Below are 7,231 nucleotides of genomic sequence, written 5' to 3'. Positions count from 1 at the left end.
GTTAACGAAGGCCACGGGCGCAAAGGCCAAAGCCATGCGGTGATCTTCGTATGTGTCGATGGGTTCGTCTGACGGGCGACAGCGCATTCCGTCCCACGCCAACTCGCCTTCGGCCATTTCGCGCAGCACAAAGCCAAGCTTGGCCATTTCTTTCTTCAACGCCTCGATGCGGTCGGTTTCCTTTATTCGCAGGCTCGATAGCCCCTTGAAGTGGAAGGGAACGCCCATCATGGCACAGGTAACCACGAGCGTTTGCGCCAAGTCGGGCGAGTTTACGAAGTCGTATTCCAGCTTGGGCAGTCTTGTGCGAAGCTTTTTCAGGGTCACCTTCGTCAGTTGCCCCGCAGGATGCTTAGAGAAAACGGTCTTTACGCCCAGCAACGAGAAGATGTGGCGCACCACCGAGTCGCCTTGTTTAGAGTTTTCGCTCAACCCTTCCAGCTCTACAATGGTGTCGGGGTCGTTGCTCAGTGCAACCATTTCGTACCAATAGGATGCTGCGCTCCAATCGCTTTCAATGCTGTATTGTCGCGCCTTGTACTGCCCAGGCTTTACGCTGATGGCGTTGATGTCGGTCCAATCGGCTTTCGCCCCGTATTCGCGCATCATGCACAGCGTGAGGTCTATGTAGGGTCGCGATGCTATTTGCCCCGTCATTTTTAGCTCTAAACCCTTTTTGAGCGTGGGGGCAATCATGAGGATGGCCGAGATAAACTGCGAGCTGATGCCCCCTGGCATCTCCACTCGGCCGCCTTCTAGCGGCTTTCCGTAGATGCGTATGGGCGGATAGCCTTCTTTTGCCTCGTATTCTACTTCTGCGCCCACGTATCTAAGCGCGTCTACCAGCGGCTTTATCGGCCGTTGGCGCATGCGTTGTGTGCCAGTTAGGGTGTGTTCTCCCTTTTGGCAGCTTAGGAAAGCGGTCATAAACCGCATGGCCGTACCTGCTGCACGGACGTCGATGTTCTTTGGCATGTCCGAGAGCGCACGCACCATAACGCGCGTGTCGTCGCAATTCGATAGATTTTGCGGCAGTAATGAACTGCCCGACAGGACGTGCATAATGAGCGCCCTGTTGCTTATGCTTTTCGAGGCGGGCAGCGTAACCACCACCCTTAGCTTTTCTGGGGCAACGATTGAATATTGCATATATAAATAAATGTGCGATTAGGTTATTGCAAATTTAAGCATTATTATCGTGATTGACAAGTGTGGGGAGTTAATTTTTTTGTTGTGTGGGCATTTATTTGTGGCTGTTTGTTGTCATTAACGCATAAATGGTGTTCCATTTGTAAGAAATCTGTCCTTTGGTGTCGCTTTTCAGTCTTTTCTGTGGCGGCATATTTTTGTTAAATGTGGTAATTATGTTTTACAAATCATGCTCTGTTGGCCACCCCATTCTAGCGAAAATATAGGGCTATAAGCGGGCATTTATCCACAAATTATGCCTTCAGAGTTCCTTCTCCTTGTCTGTTTTTGCGCATATTGCCTGCATTTAGCACCATTTAGCCTTTCTAGAAGGTTGCCTGCTCGTGATTTTTTCACTTCCAATTACCTGCTTTTTGCCGCAAAAATGCCACTTGTTGACGGCAGTTTTGCTCTATTTGGCCATGTTTTTAATGGAACTAAAAGGTTTTGTTTATACAATCGCGGTGTATTTTTATGCTTTTCGGCTTGCGTTTAGCGGCATTTTGCACTGCATTTTGCCGCATTTTGTCTTGCGTTTTGCCGCAAAACGCACTGCATTTAGCAGCAAAACGCAGTGCGTTTAGCGGCATATTGCACTCCGTTTAGCACCAAAACGCACTACTTTTTGCTGCAAATGGCCCAAAAACAGGTGCAAAGGATGGTTGTTTTGGAATAATATTCATTTTGACACATTCGCCACCAACCCCCTTTTTACATCAAAACCAGCCTTCGCGAGAATCGATTTTTTGCGACAAGGTAGGCGGTTGGTGGGTAAAAATGGCACTCTTCGTGTTAAATTTCTTGCCGAAAAGCGGACAAAAGGCGGGTTTATGGGCTGCCAAGCCAATAAGCATTTGGCTTGGTAAGCTTGCGGGGTTGGCCTTTCTAGGTTTGCTAGTTGGCCTAGGTTTGCTGGTTATTCTAGGTTTGCTTGTTGTGCTGGGTTTGCTAGTTATTCTAGGTTTACTAGTTGTGCTAGGTTTGCTAGCTATTCCAGGTTTACTAGTTTTTCTAGGTTTACTAGTTATTCTAGGTTTGCTAGTTATACTAGCCCAACTAGCCCTGCTCGTTTATCGCCAGGCACAGCCATCTTTTCAGTTAATAAGTTAACGAGTTTACAAGCTTGTAGGCGCAGCCATCTTTTCACCCTTTCACCTTTAAAGGCCATCTTTTCACCCTTTCACTTTTTCACCCTTTCACCTTTAAAGGCCATCTTTTCACCTTTTCACTTTTTCACCTTTTCACCTTTTCACCTTTTCACCTTTCTTGGCGGCTTGTTTACGATAAAAAGCACAGGCTTAGAAACGCAAAAACTAAGAAACTTATCTTTTTTAATATATATAATGTGTTTTTTAGGCAAACGATTGGTCTACTCTTCGATGTTTTTCGTAACTTTGCAACTCAAATATCACAACTCAAATAGGTTTATGACTGAGACAAAAAAGATTAGGACGGCACTCGTGTCCGTATTCCATAAGGACGGCTTGAACGAGTTGCTAGCCAAATTAAACGATGAAGGTGTAAAGTTCCTGTCTACTGGAGGCACACGCCGCTTTATCGAAGAGCTGGGCTACGAGTGTGGTGCGGTGGAAGACTTAACCGCTTATCCTTCGATATTGGGCGGCAGGGTGAAGACACTTCACCCCAAAGTGTTCGGCGGAATCCTTGCCCGTCGCGACAACCATGCCGACAAAGCACAGATGGAACAATACGACATCAATCCCATCGACTTGGTTATCGTAGACCTGTACCCCTTTGAAGAAACCGTGGCCAGCGGGGCAAATCAGTCCGACGTCATTGAGAAAATAGACATCGGAGGTATCTCGCTCATCAGGGCTGGCGCAAAAAACTTCAACGACGTGGTGATTGTGCCGAGCAAAAACGAATATGGCATGCTGCTCGACATACTGAAAGCCAGCGGCGCCAACACCACTTTGGCACAGCGTAAGGCGTTCGCCACACGCGCTTTCGGTGTGAGCAGCCACTACGACACGGCCATACACGCTTGGTTTGAGGCTAACAACGCCTAACCGAAAGCCTGTCGGCACGCACTGTGGCAGCATAACCAACAAGCAAACTGCCTGCAAAACCAACGCAAGCAATAGTCGAACATGAAGAGGTACAGCACGTTCGGCAAAGGCAAAAAGAAGTACAAATCTTCGCACAGACGAACCAAAACACAGGCGGTTCGGACGCGATAAAAACGAGAAATAAAAGTTAATAAATAACGGACAGACAACACGCAAGACGACAAAACGCTGGGCAAGGCCAATCATGACGGGCGGCTTGGCATGGGGAACGCTTGTTTGTTGAGCCTGTTCAACAATCGAAAAACAAAGAAGACATGGGATTTTTTTCTTTCATGCAAGAGATTGCGATGGACCTTGGAACGGCCAATACCATCATTATCAGTGATGACAAGATTGTGGTAGACGAGCCTTCGGTCGTTGCGCTCGACCGCCGAACGGACAAAATGATTGCCGTTGGCGAACGTGCGAAGCTGATGTATGAGAAAACGCACGAGAACATACGCACCGTAAGGCCGCTGCGCGATGGCGTTATCGCCGACTTTACAGCTTGCGAGCAGATGATGCGCGGACTGATAAAGATGGTTCATACGGGCAGCCGCTTGTTCTCGCCTTCGTTAAGAATGGTTATCGGTGTCCCCTCGGGAAGTACCGAAGTGGAGTTGCGTGCCGTGCGCGACTCGGCAGAACATGCCGACGGCCGCGACGTGTACCTTATCTTCGAACCTATGGCGGCCGCCATCGGCATAGGCATCGACGTTGAGGCACCCGAAGGCAACATGATTGTTGACATCGGAGGTGGCTCTACCGAGATTGCCGTCATCTCGCTGGGAGGTATCGTCTCGAACAACTCTATGCGCGTGGCCGGCGACGACCTTACGGCAGAGATACAAGAGTACATGAGCCGTCAGCACAACGTTAAAGTGAGTGAGCGTATGGCCGAGCGCATCAAGATACACGTGGGGTCGGCCCTGACCGACTTAGGAGAGGAGGCTCCCGAAGACTATGTGGTGCACGGACCAAACCGAATAACGGCACTGCCGATGGAAGTGCCCGTGTGCTATCAAGAAATTGCACACTGCTTGGACAAGACCATCGCCAAGATTGAAAACGCCGTGCTGTCGGCTTTGGAGAACACTCCGCCCGAATTGTACGCCGACATCGTGAAGAACGGCATCTATCTTACAGGTGGTGGCGCCTTGCTGCGCGGACTAGATCGCCGTTTGCAAGAGAGGATTAGCATCCCATTCCACATCGCCGAAGACCCATTGCACAGCGTGGCAAAGGGTGCCGGCATCGCTTTGAAGAACGTTGAGCGGCTCTCTTTCCTCATGAGATAGGGGCATGCGCAACCTCTTTGCATTCATAGCGCGTTACAACCACTGGTTTGTTTTCCTCGCTCTTGAGGTGACAAGCGTGGTGTTGCTGTTCCAATACAACAGCTATCAGGGCAGCGTGTGGTTCTCGTCGGCCAACGAAGTGGCTGGGAAAGTGTATGAGGCCAACTCGTGGGTAGAGACATTCTTCTCGCTTACGCAGGTTAATAAGGAGCTTACACAACGCAACTTGGAGCTTGAACAGCAGGTGTCGGCCATGCAAGAAATGCTAACGAGAGCCAAGCACGACAGTCTTGACGTGGTGCAGACACAGAAAATGGCGCTGAGTGGTTTCAAACTTTACCCCGCAAGGGTGGTGAGTAACTCGTTAGACAGGAATGACAACTTTATCACCATCGACAAAGGCTGGGCTCATGGCATTAAGAAAGACATGGGCGTGGCCTGTGGAACGGGCGTTGTAGGCGTGGTCTACCTCGTTTCGCGCAACTATTCGGTGGTGATACCCCTGCTTAACTCGCATTCTAACGTCAGTTGTATGATTAAGGACCGGGGCTATTTCGGCTATTTGCATTGGAACGGGGGCGACCCAGGCATTGCATACGTAGACGATGTGCCGCGACATGCGCGATTTAAGCTGGGGCTAGACGTAGTTACCAGCGGTTATTCGTCTATCTTTCCGCCAGGTGTGCTTGTTGGCAAAATACTTCATGTGTTTAATTCGCCCAATGGCTTGTCTTACCGATTGCAGGTAAGGCTGTCGACCGATTTCGGCAAGTTGCGCGACGTATGCGTGATAGACAATGCCGGTATGGAAGAAAGATTGGAGATGATGCGCGCCGTGCAAGACTCGCTTAAAGTGAAACGCGAATAGGCGACACCTTCATCTTATGGCCAAAACAAGTCGACCGCTGCTTGCAACGGAGTTATAAGTGCCAACTTCCCCCACTTTCGGAAAACAAACAGAAAACAAGGCCGAAAGGCCGATAAAGAAGAGAGAAAGAAAACAAACATGACCGTAGGCGTATTGAAAACATTAGGAACGTTCCTAGTATTCCTGTTGGTGCAGGTGCTGGTGCTAAACCAAGTGCATCTCTTCGACAGCGCCACCCCTTTGCTATATATATATATGGTGTTGCTCTTTCCGCGCAATTACCCCAAGTGGGGTATGCTTGCTTGGGCATTCGCCATGGGCTTAGGCGTAGACATGTTTTCTAATACGCCCGGCGTGGCAGCCGCCTCGCTTACGCTTGTGGCCTTGTTGCGGCCTTATCTCTTGGAACTTTTCTTACAAAGGGAAAGCGCCGAAGACCTTGTGCCCTCGATGAAGGTGCTGGGCTTTGGGCGATACCTGTTCTTTGCCTTCATCATCGTCTTCACTTATTGCTTGGTTTTCTTTTCTTTGGAGGCCTTCTCGTTCTTTAATTGGATGCAATGGCTGTTTTGTGTGGGCGGCAGCACGTTGCTTACCTTGGTGTTGGTGATGGTGCTAGACAACCTTAGAAGTAGATAAGGGGGAACTGGGCGTGAAAGATTTCGAACTCGACAAAAGGCGGTTGGTTATCGGTGGGGTGGCTATATTCATTGTAACGGTCTACCTTATCCGCCTTTTCACGCTGCAATTGCTCAGCGACGACTACAAGAAAAACGCCGACAGTAACGCTTTCCTCAAAAAGATTGAGTACCCTTCGCGTGGTGCCATCACCGATAGGCACGGGCGTTTGCTTGTTTATAACCAACCCGCATACGACATCATGGTGGTGATGAACGAAGAAAAGGGACGGCTAGACACGATGGAATTTTGCAATGCCTTGGGCATTACCAAGGAATATTTCATCAAACGCATGAACGATATCAAGGACCGCAACAAAAATCCAGGCTATTCGCGCTTTACCGAACAGGTGTTTATGAGTCAGCTTTCGGATAAAGAGTTCAGCGTTTTCCAAGAAAAGATATTCCGTTTCCCTGGTTTCTACGTTCAGAAACGAAGCATCCGACAATACCAATACCCCTACGCCGCACACGTTTTGGGCGACGTGGCCGAGGTCTCGAAAAGCGATGTGGAGAACTCCGACTATTATCAGCCGGGCGATTACATCGGCAAACTGGGCATAGAACGTAGCTATGAAGAACAACTTCGTGGAGAAAAGGGCGTGCAGATACTTCTGCGCGACGCCCACGGGCGTGTTCAGGGAAACTATCAGAATGGAAAGTTCGACCGTCGACCCGTGGCCGGCAAGAACCTGACGTTGGGAATTGACATCAAGCTGCAAGAACTTGGCGAGCGTTTGCTCGAAGGAAAGATTGGCAGCATTGTGGCTATCGAACCCGCTACGGGCGAAGTGCTCTGCATGGTGTCGTCGCCAACCTACGACCCGCGCATCATGGTGGGCCGACAAAGGGGCAAAAACCACCTCGCACTTTCGAAAGACGTGTGGAAACCCTTGCTCAATCGTGCCATCATGGGCCAATATCCGCCGGGTTCCACATTCAAAACCACGCAAGGACTAACCTACATGACCGAGGGGATTATCGACGAACACACCCTTTATCCTTGCGCACGCGGCTTTAATTACCGCGGTCTGCACGTGGGATGCCACCCACATGCGGCTCCCACCAACCTCGTTCAAGCCCTTTGTACCTCGTGCAACAGCTATTTTTGTTGGGGATTGTTCCACATGA

At 49.7% G+C, this 7,231-nt stretch carries 6 protein-coding genes; 5 read left to right on the top strand and 1 reads right to left on the bottom strand.

What is annotated here, in order from left to right:
• The coding region (locus tag BN93_RS05295; protein ID WP_019187304.1) for a 3-phosphoshikimate 1-carboxyvinyltransferase at positions 1–1,149 on the bottom strand (1,149 nt) is incomplete at its 3' end.
• Positions 1,150–2,615: 1,466 nt separating this feature from the next.
• Here BN93_RS05295 and BN93_RS05280 point away from each other — a divergent pair.
• From BN93_RS05280 to BN93_RS05260, 5 genes are all read left to right on the top strand, one after another.
• Positions 2,616–3,218, top strand: a complete 603-nt coding sequence (locus tag BN93_RS05280; protein WP_019187300.1) for an IMP cyclohydrolase — start codon at positions 2,616–2,618, stop codon at positions 3,216–3,218.
• 314 nt (positions 3,219–3,532) lie between these two features.
• A complete protein-coding gene (locus BN93_RS05275) occupies positions 3,533–4,555 on the top strand; it encodes a rod shape-determining protein (RefSeq protein ID WP_044259987.1) in 1,023 nt (340 codons plus the stop codon).
• 4 nt (positions 4,556–4,559) lie between these two features.
• Positions 4,560–5,423, top strand: coding sequence for a rod shape-determining protein MreC (gene mreC, locus BN93_RS05270; RefSeq protein WP_019187298.1), 864 nt, complete (start codon positions 4,560–4,562; stop codon positions 5,421–5,423).
• A 138-nt stretch (positions 5,424–5,561) separates the two neighbouring features.
• A complete protein-coding gene (gene mreD / locus BN93_RS05265) occupies positions 5,562–6,062 on the top strand; it encodes a rod shape-determining protein MreD (protein ID WP_019187297.1) in 501 nt (166 codons plus the stop codon).
• Positions 6,063–6,075: 13 nt separating this feature from the next.
• The coding region (locus BN93_RS05260; RefSeq protein WP_019187296.1) for a penicillin-binding transpeptidase domain-containing protein at positions 6,076–7,231 on the top strand (1,156 nt) is incomplete at its 3' end.

Source organism: Prevotella conceptionensis 9403948 (assembly GCF_000312305.1).
Classification (GTDB): domain Bacteria; phylum Bacteroidota; class Bacteroidia; order Bacteroidales; family Bacteroidaceae; genus Prevotella; species Prevotella conceptionensis.
This window is presented reverse-complemented; position numbering and strand designations above follow the sequence as displayed.

Bases quoted from the DNA above. Each gene is read 5' to 3' on its own strand.
- BN93_RS05280 (WP_019187300.1), top strand. From the start codon at position 2,616: ATGACTGAGACAAAAAAGATTAGGACGGCACTCGTGTCCGTATTCCAT.
- BN93_RS05275 (WP_044259987.1), top strand. From the start codon at position 3,533: ATGGGATTTTTTTCTTTCATGCAAGAGATTGCGATGGACCTTGGAACG.
- mreC (WP_019187298.1), top strand. From the start codon at position 4,560: ATGCGCAACCTCTTTGCATTCATAGCGCGTTACAACCACTGGTTTGTT.
- mreD (WP_019187297.1), top strand. From the start codon at position 5,562: ATGACCGTAGGCGTATTGAAAACATTAGGAACGTTCCTAGTATTCCTG.